At 41.6% G+C, this 19,916-nt stretch carries 21 protein-coding genes; 10 read left to right on the forward strand and 11 right to left on the reverse strand.

Annotation, left to right across the window (positions count from 1 at the left end; translation table 11 throughout):
• The first annotated feature begins 391 nt into the window (after positions 1 to 391).
• Positions 392 to 1,882, forward strand: coding sequence for an ATP-dependent RNA helicase (locus COV43_03625; GenBank protein ID PIR25857.1), 1,491 nt, complete (start codon positions 392 to 394; stop codon positions 1,880 to 1,882).
• A gap of 255 nt (positions 1,883 to 2,137) precedes the next feature.
• On the forward strand, positions 2,138 to 3,640 hold the full coding sequence (locus tag COV43_03630) for an NAD(P)-dependent oxidoreductase (GenBank protein PIR25858.1): 1,503 nt from the start codon (positions 2,138 to 2,140) through the stop codon (positions 3,638 to 3,640).
• A 158-nt stretch (positions 3,641 to 3,798) separates the two neighbouring features.
• On the opposite strand, the gene COV43_03635 is transcribed toward COV43_03630, so the two are convergent.
• Genes COV43_03635 through COV43_03650 form a run of 4 tightly spaced genes read right to left on the reverse strand, consistent with a single transcriptional unit; the run spans position 3,799 to position 6,445 of the window.
• On the reverse strand, positions 3,799 to 4,008 hold the full coding sequence (locus tag COV43_03635; protein PIR25859.1) for a hypothetical protein: 210 nt from the start codon (positions 4,006 to 4,008) through the stop codon (positions 3,799 to 3,801).
• The gene (locus COV43_03640; GenBank protein PIR25860.1) at positions 3,977 to 4,255 is read right to left on the reverse strand and encodes a hypothetical protein; all 279 of its coding nucleotides are present in this window, start codon (positions 4,253 to 4,255) and stop codon (positions 3,977 to 3,979) included. The genes COV43_03635 and COV43_03640 overlap by 32 nt, the downstream gene beginning before the upstream one ends.
• A 21-nt stretch (positions 4,256 to 4,276) precedes the next feature.
• The gene (locus tag COV43_03645; protein ID PIR25875.1) at positions 4,277 to 4,516 is read right to left on the reverse strand and encodes an endonuclease; all 240 of its coding nucleotides are present in this window, start codon (positions 4,514 to 4,516) and stop codon (positions 4,277 to 4,279) included.
• A gap of 48 nt (positions 4,517 to 4,564) precedes the next feature.
• A complete protein-coding gene (locus COV43_03650; GenBank protein ID PIR25861.1) occupies positions 4,565 to 6,445 on the reverse strand; it encodes a hypothetical protein in 1,881 nt (626 codons plus the stop codon).
• A gap of 184 nt (positions 6,446 to 6,629) precedes the next feature.
• On the opposite strand from COV43_03650, the gene COV43_03655 reads away from it, so the two are divergent.
• Together COV43_03655 and COV43_03660 are read left to right on the forward strand one after the other, a co-directional pair.
• Positions 6,630 to 7,814: an aminoacetone oxidase family FAD-binding enzyme gene (locus tag COV43_03655; GenBank protein ID PIR25876.1), complete on the forward strand. Its 1,185-nt coding sequence runs from the start codon at positions 6,630 to 6,632 to the stop codon at positions 7,812 to 7,814.
• Between the two features lie 22 nt (positions 7,815 to 7,836).
• Entirely contained in the window at positions 7,837 to 9,648 is a 1,812-nt protein-coding gene (locus COV43_03660) for an ABC transporter ATP-binding protein (protein ID PIR25862.1), read from the forward strand.
• Positions 9,649 to 9,773: 125 nt separating this feature from the next.
• Here COV43_03660 and COV43_03665 read toward each other — a convergent pair whose 3' ends face one another.
• Together COV43_03665 and COV43_03670 are read right to left on the reverse strand one after the other, a co-directional pair.
• Positions 9,774 to 10,004, reverse strand: a complete 231-nt coding sequence (locus tag COV43_03665; GenBank protein ID PIR25863.1) for a hypothetical protein — start codon at positions 10,002 to 10,004, stop codon at positions 9,774 to 9,776.
• Between the two features lie 9 nt (positions 10,005 to 10,013).
• Positions 10,014 to 10,205 (reverse strand): hypothetical protein, encoded by a 192-nt coding sequence (locus COV43_03670; protein ID PIR25864.1) that lies wholly within the window; start codon positions 10,203 to 10,205, stop codon positions 10,014 to 10,016.
• Between the two features lie 18 nt (positions 10,206 to 10,223).
• Between COV43_03670 and COV43_03675 the strand changes: the two genes are divergently transcribed.
• The gene (locus COV43_03675) at positions 10,224 to 10,871 is read left to right on the forward strand and encodes a hypothetical protein (GenBank protein PIR25865.1); all 648 of its coding nucleotides are present in this window, start codon (positions 10,224 to 10,226) and stop codon (positions 10,869 to 10,871) included.
• Between the two features lie 4 nt (positions 10,872 to 10,875).
• Here COV43_03675 and COV43_03680 read toward each other — a convergent pair whose 3' ends face one another.
• The gene (locus COV43_03680; protein PIR25866.1) at positions 10,876 to 12,051 is read right to left on the reverse strand and encodes a hypothetical protein; all 1,176 of its coding nucleotides are present in this window, start codon (positions 12,049 to 12,051) and stop codon (positions 10,876 to 10,878) included.
• Positions 12,052 to 12,111: 60 nt separating this feature from the next.
• On the opposite strand from COV43_03680, the gene COV43_03685 reads away from it, so the two are divergent.
• On the forward strand, positions 12,112 to 12,744 hold the full coding sequence (locus tag COV43_03685; GenBank protein PIR25867.1) for a hypothetical protein: 633 nt from the start codon (positions 12,112 to 12,114) through the stop codon (positions 12,742 to 12,744).
• A gap of 111 nt (positions 12,745 to 12,855) precedes the next feature.
• A complete protein-coding gene (locus tag COV43_03690) occupies positions 12,856 to 13,068 on the forward strand; it encodes an RNA-binding protein (protein ID PIR25868.1) in 213 nt (70 codons plus the stop codon).
• A 119-nt stretch (positions 13,069 to 13,187) separates the two neighbouring features.
• Here COV43_03690 and mtgA read toward each other — a convergent pair whose 3' ends face one another.
• Positions 13,188 to 13,904 (reverse strand): monofunctional biosynthetic peptidoglycan transglycosylase, encoded by a 717-nt coding sequence (gene mtgA, locus COV43_03695; GenBank protein PIR25869.1) that lies wholly within the window; start codon positions 13,902 to 13,904, stop codon positions 13,188 to 13,190.
• Positions 13,905 to 14,060: 156 nt separating this feature from the next.
• Between mtgA and nirK the strand changes: the two genes are divergently transcribed.
• The 3 genes from nirK (at position 14,061) to COV43_03710 (ending at position 16,890) form a co-directional block, all read left to right on the forward strand.
• Positions 14,061 to 15,485, forward strand: coding sequence for a nitrite reductase, copper-containing (gene nirK, locus COV43_03700; GenBank protein PIR25870.1), 1,425 nt, complete (start codon positions 14,061 to 14,063; stop codon positions 15,483 to 15,485).
• Between the two features lie 99 nt (positions 15,486 to 15,584).
• Positions 15,585 to 16,286: a hypothetical protein gene (locus COV43_03705; GenBank protein PIR25877.1), complete on the forward strand. Its 702-nt coding sequence runs from the start codon at positions 15,585 to 15,587 to the stop codon at positions 16,284 to 16,286.
• 1 nt (position 16,287) lies between these two features.
• The gene (locus tag COV43_03710; protein PIR25871.1) at positions 16,288 to 16,890 is read left to right on the forward strand and encodes an SCO family protein; all 603 of its coding nucleotides are present in this window, start codon (positions 16,288 to 16,290) and stop codon (positions 16,888 to 16,890) included.
• Here the strand turns inward: COV43_03710 and COV43_03715 are convergent, their stop codons facing one another.
• Genes COV43_03715 through COV43_03725 form a run of 3 tightly spaced genes read right to left on the reverse strand, consistent with a single transcriptional unit; the run spans position 16,891 to position 19,690 of the window.
• Positions 16,891 to 17,235: a hypothetical protein gene (locus tag COV43_03715; protein ID PIR25872.1), complete on the reverse strand. Its 345-nt coding sequence runs from the start codon at positions 17,233 to 17,235 to the stop codon at positions 16,891 to 16,893.
• Positions 17,236 to 17,245: 10 nt separating this feature from the next.
• On the reverse strand, positions 17,246 to 18,424 hold the full coding sequence (locus tag COV43_03720; protein PIR25873.1) for a hypothetical protein: 1,179 nt from the start codon (positions 18,422 to 18,424) through the stop codon (positions 17,246 to 17,248).
• Between the two features lie 12 nt (positions 18,425 to 18,436).
• A complete protein-coding gene (locus COV43_03725; protein ID PIR25874.1) occupies positions 18,437 to 19,690 on the reverse strand; it encodes a hypothetical protein in 1,254 nt (417 codons plus the stop codon).
• Positions 19,691 to 19,916: the final 226 nt, after the last annotated feature.

The following is a 19,916-nucleotide window of genomic DNA, read 5'->3' on the forward strand; positions in this document are numbered from 1 at the left end:
GCTTTGAAAAGCTCGACATCATGTTCATTGGCTTTATTCTTTTCGTGCTTATCGTGGAGGGTCTTAAATAGTGTTAACACGCCCTAGCTCGCCTCAAATACACAAAATAAGCAAAAACGCTCTTTTTTTCAAAATACCACGCAACCTTTCCTGCACTTCTGCGAGAAGGGAGGGTCACGAAAGATGCTTGCCAAACGTAAAAACTGCAGATGAAGCTTTTCAAAGCATGCAAAACATGTTCAGTAGGCCACTTTCTACGACGTATAGTTAATTATTCAGGTCTGACGGCAATACCTCCAACGCCACAGCATATGTGCTGTGTGGGAGAGCTCCAACGCCATGAGACCTCACAAGATTTGTTTGAGGAAATCTCATGCAACGAGGAGAACAGATGTCTACCCCTATCGAAACACCCCAGTTAAGTTTTAAGCAGTTTAACCTTCTTCCCGAAGTGATCAAAGCCATTGAAGGCCTTGGATATGAAACTCCATCGCCCATTCAAAGCGCGGCTATTCCCCACATTCAAAATGGCGAAGACATTATCGGCCAAGCCCAAACGGGAACCGGAAAAACCGCAGCATTCGCGTTGCCACTTTTGTGCAAACTCGATCTGCGCAAAACCTTGCCACAAGTGCTTGTGCTGGTTCCAACACGCGAACTTGCCATTCAAGTTGCTGAAGCCTTCAAGCAATATGCTTCCTTCATGCGCCAACTGAATGTGTTTCCCATTTACGGAGGCGCCGATATGGGTTCGCAATTAAAACACCTCGCACGCGGAGTGCATGTAGTAGTGGGAACTCCCGGCCGCATCATGGATCACTTGCGCAGAAAATCGCTTCGCCTCGATACTCTTTCTTGTGTGGTACTTGATGAAGCCGATGAAATGTTGCGCATGGGTTTTATTGATGATGTGGAATGGATTTTAGAACATGCACCCGCAAAACGCCAAACAGCGCTCTTTTCCGCAACGCTGCCAAAAGTTATTCGCGGCATTGCAGACAAATATCTTTCCAATCCTGTTGAAATTAACATCAAGGCAAAACAAGCCACAGCAGATTTGATCAATCAAAAATTTTGCATCGTCGCTGGAAATCAAAAGCTAGATATGCTCACCCGCATTTTAGATTCAGAAGATTTCGACGCCACACTTATTTTTGTACGAACAAAAACAGCAACGGTTGAGTTAGCACAAAAGCTACAAGCACGCGGATATGCGGCCGAAGCTCTCAGCGGCGATGTTGCACAAAAATCTCGCGAGCGCATTATTGAACAATTAAAAAATGGAAGACTTGATATCGTCATTGCAACCGATGTGGCCGCACGAGGCCTTGATGTAGACCGCATCACACATGTCGTGAATTACGATATTCCACACGATACCGAATCTTACATTCATCGCGTTGGCAGAACTGGACGTGCTGGCAGAAAAGGTGAAGCTATTCTTTTTGTAAATCCTCGCGAAATTCGTATGCTCAATATTATTGAACGCGCGTCGAAACAAAAAATGACAAAGATGCAACTCCCAACACATGAAGCCGTACAAAGCAAACGCTTCAGAGCCTTCAAAACCAAGGTGGAAGCGGCTTTGCAAGACGTGAAACTTCCAAAGTATCAAGAATTTGTTTCAAAGTTTTGTGCAGAAACTGGCACCGCAGAATTACTTCTCAGCGCAGCATTGTGCAAAATGGCGGAAGGAAAAACATCGCTCTTTCCTGATAAAGAAAAATTTGCCCCACTTCGTGAGACGCAACCTTCAAGAGATGAGAGACCAAGAAAATATTCTGCTCACAAAAAAGGAAAGCCATTTTCGGGTCAAAAACCTTTCGGAAAAAAGAAATGGGACTCGAAATCAGAAGGTAAAAAAAGAAGCCGTGCGCGCTAGATTTTTTCGGAGACCTCAAAGCTAAACTTGAACAAAAGGGCACTGTAGTGCCCTTTTTTTGTATTTCTTCCTTCCCATTTCAAAAGGTTTGTGAGATGAGGGCCTTTGGCGCATCGTTCTTTTTTCACGTTCTTTTTACACTTTCTAATACAAGAATTACCGCAGAAATTTTCTGCTTTCTTATATTATTTTTTTCACCAGCTTTTCCCAAAAAGTGAATCCCCATGTTTTTTTATGGGGAAGGAGAGTGTAAAAATGAAGTCCCCGCATAAAATTTTAGTCACAGGTGCAACTGGTTATGTTGGTGGAAGGCTTGTCCCTTATCTGCTTGAGAAGGGATACCATGTTAAGGCCATTAGTAGATCACTCAAAAAACTTGAAGGGCGATCTTGGGCAAAGCATCATCATGTCGAGCTTTGCGAGGTTGATGTGCTTGACAAAGATGCATTATGCAAAGCCATGGAAGATTGCACAGCTGCATATTATCTTGTGCATTCGATGCTTCCCGGCGAAAAGAAATTTCGTGAAACCGATAAAGATGCTGCAATGGTTTTTAGAGATGCAAGCAGAACCTCTCCTCTTAAACGCATCATCTACCTTGGGGGACTTGGAGCAAACAACGAAAAACTTAGCGAGCATCTTCAATCGCGCCAAGAAGTTGCGCATATTTTAAGTGAAGGTCCTGTTCCCACTACTCTTTTACGTGCAGCACTTATTATTGGCTCTGGTTCTGCATCGTTTGAAATTCTTCGCTACCTTGTTGATAGACTTCCACTCATGACCGCGCCAAGATGGATAAACACTTTGTGCCAGCCTATCGCCATTCGAAATGTCATTCACTATTTACTTGGATGTTTAGAGCACGATGAAACAAACGGAAAAACCTATGACATCGGCGGCCCAGATGTTTTGTCCTATCGAAAGCTCATGGAAATTTATGCCGAAGAAGCTCACTTACGAAAAAGAATTATTGTGCCGCTTCCTTTTTTAAGTCCGCGCCTCAGTTCATACTGGATCCATCTTGTTACTCCTGTCCCCGCAAGCATTGCAAAACCGCTGGTTGAAGGCTTGCGCAATAAAGTGGTGTGCAAAAATAAAGACATCGAAGCCATCATTCCTCAACACTTGCTTTCTTGCCAAGACGCCATCAGCCGCGCGCTTGAACGCACAAAAACAAATACCATCATGAGCCATTGGACCGATGCTGGAAAAATTCCTCCTTTCGAATGGGGCTACGAAGGCGATCCACAGTGGACTGGCGGAACATTGCTCACCGATAGGCGCGTCATTGAAATTCCTGTTAGCTCTAGCAAAGTGTGGAAGGTCATCACAAAACTGGGCGGAAAAAACGGTTGGTATCACGGCAATTGGCTGTGGAGTGTCAGAGGCTTTATTGACAGGCTCTTCGGAGGAGTAGGCTTAAAGCGCGGCCGAAGAGAAAGTGAAATTATTTTGCCAGGAGATGCCGTCGATTTTTGGCGCGCCGTTCAAGTTGATCCCAGTAAAAAACTTGTCCTTGTTGCCGAAATGAAATTGCCTGGCCAAGCAAGCTTAGAATTCAAATTGAGCTCTCCCGGGAAAGACAGATGTATTCTCACTCAGACGGCGAAGTTCAAACCAAAAGGTCTCATGGGTCTTCTTTATTGGTATAGCATTTTGCCACTTCATCATTATGTGTTTGGAGGCATGCAGAAAAAAATTGCAAAACTTGCAGTATATGGAACTGCGCCCAAAAAGGCGTTTTCTCTCTACTTATAAAACTTGGTGAACGTTATCTCTCCTTAAAAAGCAGCCTCCTTACTAGTATTGGCTGCTTTTTTTACATTTACCAGAAAGTGCCTGGCACTTTTTGCTTAAAAAAAAGATGACTTTTTTTTCAAAAGTCATCTTCATTTTTTTGTGCACATCATTAAAGCTTACTCTTGGTCATTCATGCGATCGCGCATTTTTCCTCTTCGTGTTTTGAATTTTTCTTTTCGATCTTGCTTTAACTGGTACATCTTATTTCGTTGCTCGGGAGTAAGCACAGCACGAACAGCCAGCATATGCTCAAAGCGCAAATCTGAAAGTTTTGCTTGAACTGATTTATTTTGATCATGAATTTTTCTCAATTCTGCATCCGACATGCTTGCAGTTTTTTTCTGAATTCATTTTTTCATAAGATGATTTTTTCTGATCAAAAAGTGGTTTTGTTTCGGCTTGATATTTTTTCTTGAGCTCACTGATTTTATTTTTTTGTTCCTCATTCAAATTTAACTGCTGTGTCATTCTTTCATTCATCATTCCATGTCGATCACCTTGATCCGCGCTTGAAAGTAGCGGGCTTGCGCAAAAAAGGGCAAGGGCAAAACTAAAAGCTATTACTGTTTTCATGACATCCTCCTTAGGTAAATCTTACAGACGAAGTAAATGTGGTTGCACCAAAAGTTCTTTTTCATTTCTCGTGAGCCGTTTAATCTCAGCTTCACGTTTCATAGCCTTTGATTTCGAATTCAACTTTTCTTGATACACAAGCTGCTTCACACCAAAGGCTCGTGTGAATTTTGCGCCTTTTCCAGTTTTGTGCGCCTTCAGCCTTTCTTCGAGATCAACCGTAAAGCCAGTATAAAAATTTCCATTGAGCGCTTCCAGCATGTACACGTAGTAAGCTTTTTTCATGAGCGCCACTATAGCATAGCAGAGTTAAAAGGGAAGTTCTTCGCGGTAATAGGGTTGGGTAAAAAATGTACGCAATTTGTCGCCGGCTCTTCTCAAAAGTTGCTTATCAACGGTTGGCGTAGCAAGTGCTTGGTTTAATTCTGGAACTCCATTTAAAAATTTCATGGTACCAATCACATTTTCCGCACTTCTGAATGGATACTGAATATGAAACGCAAGGTAAAAAGAACCGATCTGTGGAATGGTTAATGAGGATCCTGAAAAAGCAGCTTCATATGCTTCATCGAAAATTTTAACTAGTGGCTTTTTTGTTTCACTCAGATGAGAAAGGTCATCAAAAACTTGAAGGGCAAAAACACTTAGAGCTGCATCTGAAAACATTCGGGCAGTTTGATACGTATTACAAGCTTGCTTTACATCATCCACATTTTTCGATTGCCCAAAATAATGAGAAATAAAACCAGATGTGCATGTTGCAAAATTAAAAAGATAAGCACTCCCTTCAATATCACTCAATGGCATTTGATGAAAGATACCAGTTTTTTCTCCTCCACGCTGCTGATCTGAAAGAATCATACTTATAGCGTGAAAAGTTTCGTGTAATAGCACATGCACATTTATCAATGTCATGGGCTGGTTCTGTTTGGTCCTTACAGCAAGAACAACTTTTTCATTTAGTGAAAGAGCTGCATTAGTAGGATTGCACGATGATGTATGTGAGATGTCAAAAACAAGACGACTTGCAAAAGGTTCTTGATCAAGATCGAAACCCAAATCTTTGAAAAAAACCTTTGCCACTTCAACAGACTGTTCAGCGATAATTCTTAAACTCCTTTGCTCGGTTTTTCTCTTTAGAGCAATAATAAGTTCATCAAAGTTAATGTTTGGTCTTCCTTTTTTCAATTCTTTCACCAAACTTTGAAGTGGCGTTGCAAAAAATGTAAGCGCAGATTTTATATCAGCTCTTTCAATATCAGGAGTTTTATAACCAACATCTAAAAAATGTGGCGACACCTCCGAAGCGTTTGACTTAAAATTTGAAGCGGCCCATATCACAAAAGTCTCTTTAGCCTGCTGAAGGTTTTCTCGTTCCGTACGCATCAGATTTATCAAGTTCATATCAGCATCAGAAGTTGGAACATTATAAGCAGCAAGATTTTTTTCTTTTTCTAGAATCTGTAGAAACGCCGCTCGCTCCATATCAGCTTCATTTGAAAAAACGGGAGAAATATTTTTAGGGGATAACTTTTTATAGGATGAAAAAAGAGCTTCTCTGAAAAAAGAAATGGTATTTGTAAATTTTATTTCTTCCTCTAAAAATGCTGCTGGAGCGGTGCAGGAAAGCTTCCCCAGCCTTCTGATAACGGATCTGTTTGTTTCGAGAGCCAAAGCAGTAGTTTTCACGGGCTCAACAACTTCTGGCTTAAATAAATTTTCTGAAAAATCTTCGGTGAGATCTTGGCGAACCTCTTCGGTATATCCAGCTTGGTTTTGCTTGGCATATACAAGTTTTGCGGAATCAAGTGAAACAGCATCAAAAATATTTTCCATGCTTCTTGAAGAAGCTGCATCAACTAAACTATACTTTCCATTTTGATTCAGAAAAATAAATGCTGAATGATAAAGGGTTCCATCTTGTTCAAAATCTGGAAGATAATAATCAAAAAATAAAAGCGACTTTCCTTCTTTTCCGTCAGCTGGAAGCGGAAGGCTAAACATTCTCTGCAAACCGTGATGATCTTTCCAGCTGGGAAGCACGCGCGGCTCATCGCTGCCGCGTTCAATGACGTGCACCAAGTGATCAATCGTTTCCTGCGCAGGCGCCACAAAAGCCTGGCGCTCATCATTTGCTTCCATGGCTTGAACATGAAGCGGAGGAATATTATTTATTTGAAGGTCGGCCATACATTTATCTTTCTGAAAACTGTGTCGTGAAACCCTTATTTTACAAGTGTTTGCGGGCGCTTGTAGTAGAGAAAAAGGTAAAAAGTCAAGGAAAGAGCTGGCGAAAAACTATCGCAAACCAGGTCAAAATAAAACGGTTTAAACCTTGCAAGTTCTTGATAAATCAGCGAAAGATCTGCCCGCCATGATTTATGACGTCATTATTATTGGAGCGGGAGCAGCAGGTCTTATGAGTGCTGTGTCTGCGCTTTCACGTGGAAAGACGGTGCTTATTCTGGAAAGCAACGACAAGCCTGGGCTCAAAATCCTCATCTCTGGCGGCGGACGCTGCAATTTCACCAACCTCTACGCTTCGCCTGAGGCCTACGTTTCCGGGAACCCGCATTTTTGCAAATCGGCTTTAAAGCAATTTACGCAGCACGATTTTATCAGCCTCGTTGAAGAAGATGGCATTGCTTATTACGAAAAAACTTTGGGCCAACTTTTTTGCGAACATTCTTCAAAGGAAATTTTAGATCTTCTCTTAAGACGCATTCGAAAACTTGGCGGAACACTCAAAACAAAAGTTCATCTTCACAAAGTGGAAAAAGAGAAAAAAAATATTTTTTATGCTCATGCTGAAAACGAAAGCTATCGCGCAAAAAATATTATTGTTGCTTGCGGTGGACTTTCTTTCCCTCAACTTGGCGCAACAGACTTTGGTTACAAACTGGCCAAACACTTTGGGCACAGCATCACCAAGCTTGATCCTGCACTTGACGGTTTTGTTTTTGCTGAAAAAGAAAAGAAATATTTTTCTTCACTCTCCGGAATTTCACTTGAGACAAGGGTTAGCTGCAACTCAAAACATTTTGAGGAAAACATTCTCTTTACGCACATCGGCATAAGTGGGCCTTCCATTCTAAAAGCTTCGCTCTATTGGCACAAAGGGGATGAAGTGTGTATTGATTTTCTGCCCAAAATTAAAAATCTGCGAGAATATTTGGATGAGAAAAGAAAATCGCATCCTAAAAAAATGGTGTTTTCACTTTTTTCACAAGATCTTCCAGATCGTTTTCTGGAAAAACTTTTTGCATACGGAAAAGTAAAAAATAAAATTCTAACTGAACTTACAAAGCAAGACATGCAATTGCTTGAAACACTTTTAAAAACATTTCGCTTCACGCCAAAATCTTGCATTGGCTACAAAAAGGCTGAAATTACCCGCGGTGGAGTAGATACAAAAGACATCTCCTCGCAAACCATGGAATCACGCCTTGTTCCGGGGCTTTACTTTGTAGGCGAAGTAGTAGATGTAAGCGGGCTGCTTGGCGGCTACAACTTTCAATGGGCATGGTCTTCGGGCTGGGTAGCGGGGAAAAATGTCTAAAATTAAAACGTAGGAAATAGTTATGATTAATATTCAATCTCTTTCAAAATCTTATGGCGCACAAGTTCTTTTTGAGGACACGTCACTGCAACTTTCGGCAGGTGAGCGTGTTGCGCTGATTGGCCGGAATGGTTTTGGCAAATCGACGCTCTTTCGTATTTTGCTTGGACAAGAACAAGAAGATCAGGGCAACATTCAAATTCCAAAAAATTATCGCATCGGCCACTTAGAGCAGCATTTGCACTTTACCAAACCAACACTTTTGGAAGAAGCCTGCTTAGGTTTGCGCGAAGAAGAAATCCACTTCGAATATAAAGCCGAGCGCATTTTGTTTGGCCTTGGTTTCACCAAAGAAGACATGAGCAAAAGTCCGCATTCGTTTTCTGGCGGTTTTCAAATTCGCTTGAACCTTGCAAAACTTTTGGTCTCTGAACCAAATTTACTTTTGCTGGACGAACCTACCAACTACCTGGATATCGTTTCCATTCGTTGGATTGTTCCATTCCTCAGGTCTTGGGATGGAGAGCTGATCATCATTTCCCACGATCGAGAATTTTTGAATCAAGTGTGCACACACACAGCACTTATTCATCGGCAAAAAATAAGAAAAGTAAAAGGTGGAACGCAAAAACTTTTTGAGCTTATCGCCACCGAAGAAGAAACCTACGAAAAAACTAGAATCAATGAAGAAAAACAACGCAAGCATGCCGAAGCTTTTATCAATCGCTTTCGTGCGCAAGCTACAAAAGCTGCTTTGGTGCAATCGCGCATTAAAGAACTTGAAAAGATGAAGGAAAAAGAAAAGCTTACCGACGTCGCTTCGCTGAGCTTTGATTTTAGGCTTCTTCCGCTGAATTCAAAAAAAGCAATGGACATCAACAACATCAGTTTTGCATTTGAAAAAACGAATCCGCTTATTTCACATTTGGAACTCCAAATAAAAACTGGTGATCGCATTGCCGTCATTGGAAAAAACGGAAAAGGAAAATCAACTCTACTTTCTCTGATTGCTGGAGAATTGAAGCCGAATGTTGGCAGCATTCATCCCAACGCAAATTTGGAAATTGGTTATTTCGGCCAAACCAATATTGCGCGGCTTGATGAAACTCTCACCGTTGAAGGTGAGGTGGCTTCAAGCAATGCACAACTCAACCGAACACAAGTGCGCGGCATTTGCGGCATGATGATGTTCAGCGGCGTGCTTGCCGAGAAAAAAGTTTCGTCTCTTTCGGGTGGAGAAAAAAGCCGCGTGCTCTTAGGAAAAATTGTGGCAAAGCCCAGCAATTTTTTATTGCTTGATGAGCCGACAAACCATTTAGACATGGAGTCCATCGAAGCCCTCACCGAAAGCATTCATCGCTTTAAGGGAACGGTTGTGATTGTAACGCACAGTGAAGAAATGATTCGCCGACTTGCCACAAAACTTGTGGTGTTCGATCGCGACAAGGTGATTGTGTTTGACGGAACCTATGATGAATTTTTGGAAAAAATTGGTTGGGATGAAGGAGAAATTCCTGCCCAAAAGGAAAAGAAAATCGAAAGCGAAAAACCTCAAATAAAAAATAAAAAAGAATTAAGAAAACTTCGAGCACAAGAAGCCTTGAAAAAAAAGCAAGCAGCAGAACCAAGTGAATCAAACATAAAATCACTTGAAGAAAATATCACGCGCTTGGAAAAAGAATTGAAGCAAGCACATGAAAAACTTATCAATGCTTCTCGCGAAGGAAATTCGCTTACTATTTCGCAGCTCTCGAAAAAAACCAAAGAGCTGGAACTTGCTATTGAGCAACAGTTTAATGAATTAGAAAAAGTATCGAAAAATTCAGAAGGCTAGTTCAACCTTTTCTCCCTCCCCTTAATCCCCTCCCACTAGGAGGGGAAAATGAAGATGGCTTCACCACACAAAAAAACGGGCAAAGAAAGTATCTTTGCCCGTATCTTTTTGTGTTCAGCTAAACCTTAGTGAGCGTGATCGGCTTCTTCGCTGCCTTCAGAACCTTCATCCATCATACCTTCATCGCCAGCATCCATTGACTCTTCTTGCATTTGCGGAGCTGCTTGTTCTGGCATTGTTTCTTCTTGAACTGCTTTTTGTGCATCGTCTGACATCATGTTATCAGCTTTTTTTGTGCATGCTACCGTTGCAGCAAGCGTTAACACCAAACATCCTAACAAAAGATTCTTTTTCATACCTTCTCCTTAATGTAAGTTTTGTTCTTCCTTAAGAACGTGGGGAAATAAGCGTAAGCCAACAAATATGTAAAGAGCAATTTTTACTGTTCTGAACGCTTTTAAGGCGTTTTTGGCAAAACAAAATTGGCTCCAAAAAGCTGCAAAGCGCCAGCATAAACACAAAAAAGATGGCAAAATATGCTTTTCTTTTTCGTTCATTATCGTAGCACACTCTTTATGGATATTTTTCTTCCCATCATCAAGCACCTCGAGGACTTAGGGCTAGATACGGCTATCGAAAATGATTCGTTGCTGTTTCAGCACAACACGGCCTCGCTTATCATCAACGTCTTCAACAAATCGCAAGGTGATCAACTCATTTTTCAAGTTGATTTTGTGTTTACCACGCAAGAACTCAACGGCGAAAATATTATCGAATCTTTTTCGTCATGGGGTGAAACGGAAGAAGATGCACTTGCCATGGCGTGCAATTCATTTTTGAACAGTTCATTTCCATTGTTGCTCAAAACTTATCTTGGCATCGAGCACGATGGTGTTTCAGAAGAAACCATCAAGGTAAAAAGCATCAAGTGGAATTTATACATCAGCCCAGCGCTGTGCATTGGCGAGGGTTCCGAAGATTACATTTCGTATCTCTATACTTATTTACTGAGCTATCTGGAACAAAAAGAGACCAAGCTGAAAAAGCACTGGATACGCGCCTTTGTGGCCAGCACTTCACAAAAAGTAATCACAGAAGTTCTCTTCGACAACGAAAACTGGGAAGAACTTGAAGACGAACTCAAAAATGGAATGCAGCCAAACATCAATGATACATATTCAAGTGTAAGGCTAGCCGTAAGCTTAGTGCCTATTGTGCATTAGAAGATTACACCTCATCCTCAAGCAACGGGAAACTGCGGATGGTTCTGTCTGAGCTGGCGGCGAAGAGGGTTTTTCCGTCATGGAAAAAGGTGATGGCGTTTACGGAACTTTTTCCGGCCTGGTAGGTGCGCAGTGAAAACTGGGCATCAAGATGAGCAATACATCCGTTGCCAAAACCAATGGCAAGCCAGCCTTGAGGATGCCACGCAAAGCAGGAGATGCTCGAACTTTTTGCAATGCCGTGCTGCGAAAGGAGTTCGCTGAGATTTTCTTCGTATACAACACTTCCATCTTTTGCATTGAGCAATGAAAATTCTTTTCCATTATTAGCCATTCCACCAACCGCCAAATGTTTTCCATCTGGGCTTAAGCTAAATGCGTAAATGGAGAATAGTTGTGCTTCGTCATAAACTCCAAGTTGTTTTTTCCAGATAATTTTTCCTGTTGAAAGCTCAAGCGCACCAACTGTGGTTGTGGTAGCAAAATAAAGTTTTTTTCCATCACGTGAAAGTTCCAAATGTTTTGCTTCAGTCCATCCATCGTCGGCAAACGGCTTATCACAAACGATTTCCGCCAAGTTAGTTTCAAAGTTGAAACCGATGAGTGCAGGTTCGTTTTCTGCAACGGTTTCGATGAGAGGAAATGTATTAAGAAGAGCTGAGTCGGTAAAATATTTAATTTTGTGCGTTCTTGAAAAAAATTCGTCTCCAAAATGCGCATTTTTTTTGGGAGTGCATGCAATAAAACTTTTATTATCTCTCCACACAAATGGTTTTTGAAGGGGAAGAATGTGCTTACATTTCCACGAAGCCGTATCAACAACCCGCACCTCGCCAGCATAGCCTTCGTACAACTTTCCCGAGCACAGCACCTTGCTGGCATCCGGCGAAAGACAGTGCGGCGCACCTGCATGCTCCACACAAGCTTGAGCCTGAAATGTTTCGGCCGAAAGCACTTGCAGCGTTGCCACTTGGCTTACAAGCTTTGGAGAAGTGCCCAGTATAATATGGGCACCGTTAAAATGCAGCAGCGACGCGGGCTTCAGCTTGCTCTGTTCACGAAAAACAATTTTTCCTTTAGGACGCTGCGTGGGCTGCAGATTTCCCTTAGAAAGGAGAAACATTTTCATGGCGCCCTTGGTTTCACTCGTTTTCGATTGATGTTGGAATAAAATATTCATTAGCCACTTCCTATCTGCTTCAGGCCATAAGAGTCAAAGCGATAATAACTTGAATAAAACATGCCTTCCAAGTACATGTTCTTCATGAAAAAAAACAAGCCTTCTCTGAGTTCTCTTTTTTTGAGAGCTCTCATTTTTGCATACATTTTTCTTTCATCCACTCAGCTTTTTGCGCACAACGTGGAAATGAGTTCATCTGAAATAAATGTGTCTGAACAGGAAATAGCTATCACAGCTCAGTTTCCGTTGCATGACATCGTTGAACATTTTCACCTGGATAAAAATAAAAATGGCGTTTTAGACGAAGATGAATTCCAAAAAAGCCTCGTAAAATTGAATGTCAAATTGTCACACTATTACAAATTATATGATGAAAACTACAAGCTCCTCCGTTTACAGCCCTGGATGTTTTCACTTTCGTCACCGCAAGCAGGCAACGAACAGCTCATTGCCAAAACCACAAGCAAACTTCCCAAAACAGGAAACAAAATCACGGTAGGTTTTTCTTCTGCCTTTTTTTTCACGATGGGGAAAGAGCACAAACACCTTCTTTCTATCAGCGATGGTGAAAAAAGCAGCAAGGCCACACTGGCCATAGGCAGCCTCAGTAAAACATTTTCGTTTACGCGCCCAAGTTTTTTTTCGTCACTTAAACACACCTTCCTTCATTTGATCGAAGGTATTTTTGATTAGAATATGTTGATAATTAGCTTCTTGTCATTCTGGGCAAAGCGAAGAATCTACTGCATTTGCGAGGAGGTCCTTCACTACGTTCAGGATGACAACACAAATAGAAAAGGTTATATGAAAATATTTCATCTCGAAAAAAATGAATTTATCGAACTTAAAAACCTGCTTAAACTTATCGACTGGTGCGAAAGCGGAGGCGCAGCTAGCACGGCTATCAGCGGCGGATTGGTGAAAGTAGATGGAAAAGTTGAACTCCGAAAACGCTGCAAACTTCGCGTTGGCCAAGTGGTGAGTTTTGAAAATCAAGAAGTGAAAATTGAAAAATAAATACTTGCAAATATGTTACGTAAATTGCTGATAAGCTCCTCCCCTCTTAGATTAAGAGGGGCCGGGGGAGTTACGCTTTTTGAGTGTAAAACAATAACCCCACCTAGCCTCCCCTTAATCTAAGGGGAGGAATAAAAACTCTCTAAACCTTCATCTTCTTCATGCTGTATTTCAGGCAACGGCGTAGCATAGCCAGCCCTCGCCAAGATAGTGTTCATGCGCTTTTGCACATATTCACCAGCTGGTAAGCGACCCCATTTTGCTGGGCTGGGAATAATGGCCACTAAAAAGGCTAGCTCTTTCCTGTTGAGAGATTGAAGCGATTGGTGAAAATAATGTTGCGCAGCATTTTCAACGCCAAAAATATTTGGTGCGAATTCAATCAGGTTTAAATAGCATTCCAAAATTCTTTCCTTCGAAAGAATTTGTTCCATGTAAGCTGCCAAAATAATTTCTCTCAATTTGCGAAACATGGTTTTGTGCGGAGAAAGATACAAATTTCGCGCAAGCTGCATCGTGATGGTAGATCCACCTCTGGCGTAACGATTTCGTTTGAAGTTTACTTCCAACGCTTGCCTCAAAGCAGAAAAATCAATGCCTTGATGCTGATAAAACTTTGCATCTTCGGCCACTACAATAGCCTGACGAAGAAAGAGCGGCAAATCTTCAAACGACGTCCAATGCAGACGAGCACTACTTTCGCTGCTTTTCATATATGAGCTTGTAGAAGGATTGGCATACCGCAAAGTGGGAATATCCAGCAGAATAATTTTCGACCACAGCAAAAGCGGAAGCAAAATAATGGCAAACAAAATGTAAGTGATTGTTCTTCTCATGGAAGAGCACCTCTATCGAAAGCCAAAAGACAAAGCAAGCTTCAGCAAAAAAGCTTTTCAGAGGAAATACTCATCGAAAATCAGACAAATGCATGATACGGATCATATCCCTTCCTGCTTTTTACTCTATAAGGAAGGCTTCTCAAAGGAGGGAATATGAAACACATCGTTACCATGTTTGTCGCAGTATTTATTTTTTCAGCATGCTCAAACTCAGAAGGAGTATTTTCTGATGCCGGCAAAATGAGTAAAATCAAGGGCGAGGAGGTTGCAACGCTTACAGCTCCACCAAATGTGCCGCCAGCCATTACAAGAAAACATGCCACCAAAGTGCTTGTTGATCTTGAAGTGATTGAGCACGTTCAAAAGATGACTGATGGCGTTGATTATACTTTTTGGACATTCGGCGGTTCAGTCCCTGGAAGCTTTATTCGAGTGCGCCAAGGAGACTTGGTTGAATTTCACCTTAAAAATAATCCAAAAAATAAAATGCCTCACAACATCGATCTTCATGCTGTAACCGGACCTGGCGGCGGAGCCACGTCCTCCTTCACTTCACCAGGACACGAATCTGTCTTTTCATTTCAAGTGATATATCCCGGGCTCTACGTTTATCACTGCGCAACAGCACCGGTTGGAATGCACATTGCCAACGGAATGTACGGCCTTATTTTGGTTGAACCTGAAGAAGGGCTTTCACCTGTTGACCGTGAATATTACGTGATGCAAGGCGATTTCTACACCAAAGGAAAATATGGCGCAGCGGGCCTTCAGCCTTTTGACATGGAAAAAGCATTAAAAGAGCAGCCCGATTATGTTGTGTTCAATGGCGCCGTGGGAGCACTTGTTGGCGACAACGCTTTAAAAGCAAAAGTGGGTGAACGCATTCGTCTTTTCGTTGGAAATGGTGGACCAAATCTTGTTTCCTCTTTCCATGTTATTGGCGAAATTTTTGACAATGTTTTCCAAGAAGGCGGAAGAGTTCCAAATCATAATGTTCAAACAACACTGGTTCCAGCTGGAGGATCAGCCATTACTGAATTTACCGTTGATGTCCCCGGAACATTCATCCTCGTAGACCATTCCATCTTTAGAGCTTTCAACAAAGGCGCTATTGGAATGCTTAAAGTTGAAGGTGAAGACAATAAAACCATTTATTCTGGAAAAGTAAGTGACAACGTTTATCTGGCTGAAGGTGGCGCTGTACAAGAACTTCCGGGCGGTGACGAAAAAGCACCACAAGCTCAAAACAAAACTGAACAAATCAAAATGGGAAAAAATATTTACATGCAAAACTGCGTTGCTTGTCATCAAGCTGAAGGACAAGGCATTACTCACGCCTTCCCTCCATTGGCAAAATCAGATTATCTTAACGCAGACACCACAAGAGCAATTGATGTTTTGCTAAATGGTTTAGAAGGAAAAATTAAAGTTAATGGCGAAGAATATGATAGCGTAATGCCAAGCTTAGAACTGAGCAACGAGCAAATTGCCAACGTACTTACTTTTGTTTACAACAATTGGGGAAACAAAGGCGTTATTGTTACTCCTGAAGAAGTAAACGCTGTTCGTTCTCACTAGATAGATATTATGGGAAAAAATGTTTTCACGTGTTGTTTAGCTCTTTTTATTTTCTGCTCCTTGGTCAAAGAAAACTTCGCTTTGGCCAAGGAATCAGAAATGGTGTTTGTCCCAGCAGGAAACTATGATCCTTTTTACCGAGACCAAGACAAAACTGACCAATCAATACAGGTAGGATCATTTTATCTCGACACCTATCCCGTTACAAACAAAGACTTTGTAGAGTTTGTAACGCTCAATAAAAAATGGCGGCGATCACAAGCTAAGTTTTTATTCCGAGAAAAAACCTATTTGCAGCATTGGACAGATGATCTTTCCGTTGCAGAAGAACTTGAAAAAAGCCCTGTGGTAAATGTTTCATGGTTTGCAGCCAGAGCATATTGTGAAAGCAAAAAGAAACGACTGCCCAGCATGGACGAATGGGAATATGTTGCGCGAGCCGGAACAAAAGCGAAAAACGGAAACAAAGAAAAAGGTTTTCTGAAACGTATTTTAGACTGGTATGGAAAGCCAAGCGTTGAAAAACTTCCGCCAGTCGGATCAACCTACAAAAATTATTTCGGCATCTTTGATATGAACGGTTTAATCTGGGAATGGGTTGAAGATTTTAATACTGTTCTGCTCACCGGCGAATCTCGCGGAGATAGTGGCGTTGAACGAAAACTCTATTGCGCTGCAGGGTCCGTTGGCACTGCAAATCCCGAGGACTATGCAGCCTTCATGCGCTTTGCCTTCCGCGCCAGTTTAAAGGCAAAATATAGCTCAAACAATCTTGGATTTCGATGTGCAAAGGAGAAATAACATGCTTCAAAAAATCTTTCTTACTCTCTGTTTTGTGTCACTGCTTGCTTGTCACCGTCAAGCACCGCAAGAAATGTCTCAACATCATGACCATGAAAGCATGGAAGCTTCAACTGTGAGTGATCAATCCATTTACTTGCTCGAATCAGCTTGGAAAAATCAGCACAACAAAACCGTGAACCTTCAAGAACTGAAAGGGAAAGTGCTGGTGCTTACCATGATTTACACCAGCTGTGAATACGCCTGCCCACGCATTGTTGCCGACCTCAAACGCATCGAAGATGAGCTTGGCTTCTTTGCAAAAAGCAAGGTTGAATATGTTTTGGTTTCAATAGATCCAAAACGAGACAAGCCAGAAAAACTCAACAGCTTTTCACTTAAAAACGAATTCGGAAAAAATTGGACCCTACTCACGGGAAGTGCATCGAACGTAAGAGAACTTGCCGCAGTGTTGGGAGTTCAATACAAACAAACGAACAACGACTTCTCACATTCCAATCTCATCAGCATCATCAATCAAAAAGGTGAAATTGCGTATCAACAACAAGGCCTTGGAACCAACCCAAGCGAAACCATTCGCCATATACAAGCGTTACTTCACTAACTACTTCGCAAAAGTGTGAATGTATTCAATCACCGATTTGATTTCAGCGTCACTGAGTGAAGATCTCCAAGCTGGCATTAAGGCGGAGAGCTTATTTGCGGCGCCACCATCTTTAATTACTTTTGCCAAATGAGCATCTGTACGAGATTGGAAAAAAGCTTTATTTCGAAAGCTGGGAGGTTTTGGATTCAATGCTGCAGAAGCTGCACCATCACCAGCGCCAGTTGCACCATGACATGCCACGCAAAACTGGTTGTACTTAGCTTTCCCAACCGCAATGTCAGCGTGTGCAAACGATGAAAAACAAAACAGACTCACCACAAAAACTAAAACGAGACTTTTCATAAACCCTCCTTTATTGATGACATTTTGAACGAACAATCACCTTCGACAAAAAAACACAAGCCCATATAAGACATCCTATAATCCACGCTATTGCTGCATATGCCAAGTGCGACACATACAAATCTGAGAGCATATGCGCTGTAACACGAGTAATCATCGCAATAAAAAACAAAACGAGCATAAACCAAAGCGCCTTAGATTTTACTTCCAATTGCTGATCATGACCTCCATGAGACAAAGTAACTCTGGTAGCAACTGCAAAAAACATAAGCGACAAGGCGCCTATAAAAATTATGTGGTTAAAATGAACTGAATATTGAGTCCAAAAAACTGCTGGCCACGAACCAAGTGCAAACATCCAAGAGCTTAACCACAAGCATTTGCTCAAGATACCTTTGCTCTTTGGAAAAAGATAAATTCGCCATTCAAACAACACAATCCAACTGAGCAAAAGTGCACGAAGTATTTTTCCGAGCCCGCTTGAAAAAAATGCTTCCACTGCAAAACTTGCATACAGCAAAACAACATACACCAGCTGAATTTTTTTCAACTTTTCATCCAAAGATGTACTCAAAAAAGGATGACCCGCATGAAGCATTGCTGGATTTACTCTGGATATTCCCATAATACTTGGAAGCAATTTTGTTCCCACGCCAAGTGCGAATCCAAAAAAAGTTCCATACCAAAATAAAATCTGTGCAAAACGAAGAAGCTGTGAAGCAAGTGGAAAAATGTCATTCACCACCAAAAGCACAACACTCACAAGTGCACTTGCCATTCCAGCACCTACAAACACAAACGCTGGTGGCAGCTTCACCTTTTTTTGCTGAAAACGTTTTTTCGCAAATACGAAGAGTGCGAAATAATTTCCTAAAAGAAAAAGATGAAAGAGAAGAGGCGAAGGAAGAAATGCACTCAAAAACAAAAAAAGAAACAGAAGGAAAAAAACTTGTTTTTCTTTTGGGCTTGCCGACATGGTATCGGTGAACTTTGGAATTGCGGTAAGCAAAAAACCAATGACACCTCCCAAAAAAAATCCGCCTATCATCACATCGGCGTGAAACGCTCTGGGGTAGAGAGAAATGTTTTGCAAAGAGAAAAGTATCCAAACACCAACACCCACAAGGCCAAAAAGAAAAGCGAACGGGAAAAAGATTTGATACGGATCATGTTGCCTAAAAAGCTTCATCGAAAAACTTCCTTAAAATTTTGCTGTTGTTTGAAGATATACAAAGTGGCTTTGTGTGCCGCCGCCAGTGTCAGCAAAAAAATCACCAGCCCTAAAATAAGAGTATCCCAATAAAAAGTCTGCGTACTTATTCCACACATATTTTCCAAGCAAATCAATTTCATGCCCAGCTATACCAGATGCTCCAACAGCACCTGCCCGCAATTGCGCTCCACTTGCGGCGAAGAGGCCATCTGTAACTTCTGGAAGAAGAAAAAAGTGATATGCACTTGAAAGGGTGATTTTTTCTGTTGGCTTTATGGAAACATTTGCTGAGAGATCGTGAATATTTCTCCAAGAAACAAAATCCATGTATCCATATTTATTGTGGTTGGTTGGAAAAAGATTGTTAAAGCGCTCAACCGTAGCTGTGTTTGGATCATCACCGGAAGCATGATTGTATTCCAAACCAATGCGAGGTTTTACGCGCGCAGCAAAAGTATAACCAACTTGAGCATGCCCCGCATAAGCTGCATGATTATTTGGCTGCGATTTTCCAAATTGACCAGCAGCTTCAACACCATAATCAAAACCTCCACCAAAATTTCCTTTCAGCAAAGCTCCAACCGTGACAATATCAAGACTGCGGCCCGCTGCAGAACCTGCTGCATTGTGATAGTACAAAAGATAATCTTCATAAGAATGATTTTTCCAGCCAGTCCATCCACCAAGCATTCCCGCCAAATACTGATTGGGTCCACTTTTAACGTTCACGCTTCCAAAAGTATCAACCCAAATGTTTTCACTTTTATATCGAAGCTTAAGCGCATCAAAAGCACGCCCCACATTATCCCAATCAAAATTTCCTATGAGTCTATCATCTCCGTAAGAAAGTTCTTGCCGGCCAGCGTAAACAGAGAATTTGCTGTCTGCTATATTTTCAAATGCAATGTAAGCTTGATGAAGATCGAAATCATCAACGTTGATTGCGTTTGCAACACTTCCGTTATTAGCGGCATTTCCTTCTTGCGCAAAAGTGCGCGAAAACTGCGGCTGAAAAAATATTCGCAAGTGTTCTATCGGCGTAACATCGGCATGAACGCGCGCACGAAGCAAAACGCTAGAATCGTTATCCTTGGCTCTTGCCGTGGTGGCCTGATAATTAAGACGCGTCTCACTCCGAAGACGAAGGCTTCCGCCAAAATCAATTTTCTTTTCATCTTCTGCAGAAGCGGTGGAAAAAGTTAAAAGCAAAAGCGGAAAAAACAGCAGGAATATTTTTTTCATTTTTTTCCTTTTTTAAAACTGAAGTGATATCGATTTGGAGGGATAGTGGGGAAAAAACATGCAAAGCACAAGAAGAGAATACCTGATTTACATCAGGAATTTCGAAACACAAAAGTAAAACCTCCTCATCCATCAAGAGGAGTGAGAAGTGTTGACCCGTCCTGATATAGGTTGACACATTGAGAGGTGATCACAATGTGGAAAACAGGCAGGGTAAAGTATAGTG

This window comes from Deltaproteobacteria bacterium CG11_big_fil_rev_8_21_14_0_20_42_23, from assembly GCA_002796345.1.
Lineage (GTDB): Bacteria > UBA10199 > UBA10199 > 2-02-FULL-44-16 > 2-02-FULL-44-16 > 1-14-0-20-42-23.

Excerpts from the sequence above, each read along its gene's own strand:
- COV43_03625 (PIR25857.1), top strand. The coding sequence starts at position 392 with ATGTCTACCCCTATCGAAACACCCCAGTTAAGTTTTAAGCAGTTTAAC.
- COV43_03635 (PIR25859.1), bottom strand. The coding sequence starts at position 4,008 with ATGTCGGATGCAGAATTGAGAAAAATTCATGATCAAAATAAATCAGTT.
- COV43_03675 (PIR25865.1), top strand. The coding sequence starts at position 10,224 with ATGGATATTTTTCTTCCCATCATCAAGCACCTCGAGGACTTAGGGCTA.
- COV43_03705 (PIR25877.1), top strand. The coding sequence starts at position 15,585 with ATGGTGTTTGTCCCAGCAGGAAACTATGATCCTTTTTACCGAGACCAA.
- COV43_03725 (PIR25874.1), bottom strand. The coding sequence starts at position 19,690 with ATGAAAAAAATATTCCTGCTGTTTTTTCCGCTTTTGCTTTTAACTTTT.
- COV43_03645 (PIR25875.1), bottom strand. The coding sequence starts at position 4,516 with ATGCTGGAAGCGCTCAATGGAAATTTTTATACTGGCTTTACGGTTGAT.
- nirK (PIR25870.1), top strand. The coding sequence starts at position 14,061 with ATGAAACACATCGTTACCATGTTTGTCGCAGTATTTATTTTTTCAGCA.
- COV43_03710 (PIR25871.1), top strand. The coding sequence starts at position 16,288 with ATGCTTCAAAAAATCTTTCTTACTCTCTGTTTTGTGTCACTGCTTGCT.
- COV43_03715 (PIR25872.1), bottom strand. The coding sequence starts at position 17,235 with ATGAAAAGTCTCGTTTTAGTTTTTGTGGTGAGTCTGTTTTGTTTTTCA.
- COV43_03655 (PIR25876.1), top strand. The coding sequence starts at position 6,630 with ATGATTTATGACGTCATTATTATTGGAGCGGGAGCAGCAGGTCTTATG.
- COV43_03660 (PIR25862.1), top strand. The coding sequence starts at position 7,837 with ATGATTAATATTCAATCTCTTTCAAAATCTTATGGCGCACAAGTTCTT.
- COV43_03685 (PIR25867.1), top strand. The coding sequence starts at position 12,112 with ATGCCTTCCAAGTACATGTTCTTCATGAAAAAAAACAAGCCTTCTCTG.
- COV43_03665 (PIR25863.1), bottom strand. The coding sequence starts at position 10,004 with ATGAAAAAGAATCTTTTGTTAGGATGTTTGGTGTTAACGCTTGCTGCA.
- COV43_03680 (PIR25866.1), bottom strand. The coding sequence starts at position 12,051 with ATGAATATTTTATTCCAACATCAATCGAAAACGAGTGAAACCAAGGGC.
- COV43_03640 (PIR25860.1), bottom strand. The coding sequence starts at position 4,255 with ATGAAAACAGTAATAGCTTTTAGTTTTGCCCTTGCCCTTTTTTGCGCA.
- COV43_03720 (PIR25873.1), bottom strand. The coding sequence starts at position 18,424 with ATGAAGCTTTTTAGGCAACATGATCCGTATCAAATCTTTTTCCCGTTC.
- mtgA (PIR25869.1), bottom strand. The coding sequence starts at position 13,904 with ATGAGAAGAACAATCACTTACATTTTGTTTGCCATTATTTTGCTTCCG.
- COV43_03670 (PIR25864.1), bottom strand. The coding sequence starts at position 10,205 with ATGAACGAAAAAGAAAAGCATATTTTGCCATCTTTTTTGTGTTTATGC.
- COV43_03690 (PIR25868.1), top strand. The coding sequence starts at position 12,856 with ATGAAAATATTTCATCTCGAAAAAAATGAATTTATCGAACTTAAAAAC.
- COV43_03650 (PIR25861.1), bottom strand. The coding sequence starts at position 6,445 with ATGGCCGACCTTCAAATAAATAATATTCCTCCGCTTCATGTTCAAGCC.
- COV43_03630 (PIR25858.1), top strand. The coding sequence starts at position 2,138 with ATGAAGTCCCCGCATAAAATTTTAGTCACAGGTGCAACTGGTTATGTT.